Origin of the sequence: Pandoraea horticolens, from assembly GCF_902459555.1 — a bacterium.
In the GTDB taxonomy this organism is placed as follows: Bacteria; Pseudomonadota; Gammaproteobacteria; order Burkholderiales; family Burkholderiaceae; genus Pandoraea; species Pandoraea horticolens.
Genome location: NZ_CABPSM010000055.1, coordinates 1 through 1,052, shown reverse-complemented (window position 1 = coordinate 1,052; position 1,052 = coordinate 1). Strand labels below are relative to the sequence as shown.

At 62.5% G+C, this 1,052-nt stretch carries 1 pseudogene; it reads left to right on the top strand.

Annotation, left to right across the window (positions count from 1 at the left end):
• Positions 1-87 precede the first annotated feature (87 nt).
• Positions 88-1,052 (top strand): annotated as a pseudogene (locus tag PHO31112_RS27000) (IS3 family transposase); the annotation flags it as partial.

Here is a 1,052-nt window from a genome sequence, read left to right as displayed (position 1 = left end):
GCCCCCTGAAACGCCGGACACAGTCACCCACTTACAATAACGGGTAGGCATAAGACTGTGTTTTTGACTAACACCAGGCAGGAAGTGATGGAAGTGTTGACGGGCCCGGAGCGCCGGCGGCGCTGGACGGCGGAGCAGAAGCTGGCGATGGTTCGCGAGAGTTTCGAGCCGGGGAAATCGGTTTCGATGGTCGCGCGCCAGCACGGCGTGAATCCGAACCAACTGTTCCACTGGCGCAAGCTGTACCAGGATGGGAGCCTGTCAGCGGTCAAAGCTGGCGAGGAGGTGGTTCCGGCCTCGGAACTGGCCGACGCGCTCAAGCAGATTCGTGAGCTGCAACGGATGCTCGGCAAGAAGACCATGGAGAACGAGATTCTCCGCGAAGCAGTCGAGTACGGCCGGGCAAAAAAATGGATAGCGCACTCGCCCTCGCTGCCGGAGGACGACCAGTGAAACTGGTTTGTGAAGTTCTCGGCGTGTCGCGCTCGAACGTATCGGCACGACTGTCGCGTCCGGCGACGTGGCGCGATGGCCGTCAATCGAGGCAGACTGACGACGCGGTCGCAGTCGAGGAAATCCGCCGGGTCATCGGCGATTTGCCCAGCTATGGCTATCGCCGGGTTTGGGGCATATTGCGCAACGAGCGCGTCGCGGTTGGGCTGGTGCCGTTCAATGCCAAGCGCATCTATCGCGTCATGCGCACACATGGGTTGCTGATGCAGCGTCGGCCGATTCCGCCTCGCCCCCAACGTCGACACGACGGCAAGGTGGCCGTAGCGCGCAGCAATCAGCGATGGTGCTCCGATGGATTCGAGTTTCGCTGTGACAACGGCGAGCCGCTGCGCGTGACGTTTGCGCTGGACTGCTGCGACCGTGAGGCGATGAGCTGGGCGGCCACGACGGCAGGCCACAGCGGTGACATCGTGCGCGACGTGATGCTGGCTGCAGTGGAAAATCGGTTTGGCAACGAACTGCATACCCCGTCCGAAATCGAGTGGCTGAGCGACAACGGCTCGGGCTACACGGCCGACGACACGCGCCGGTTCGCAGTG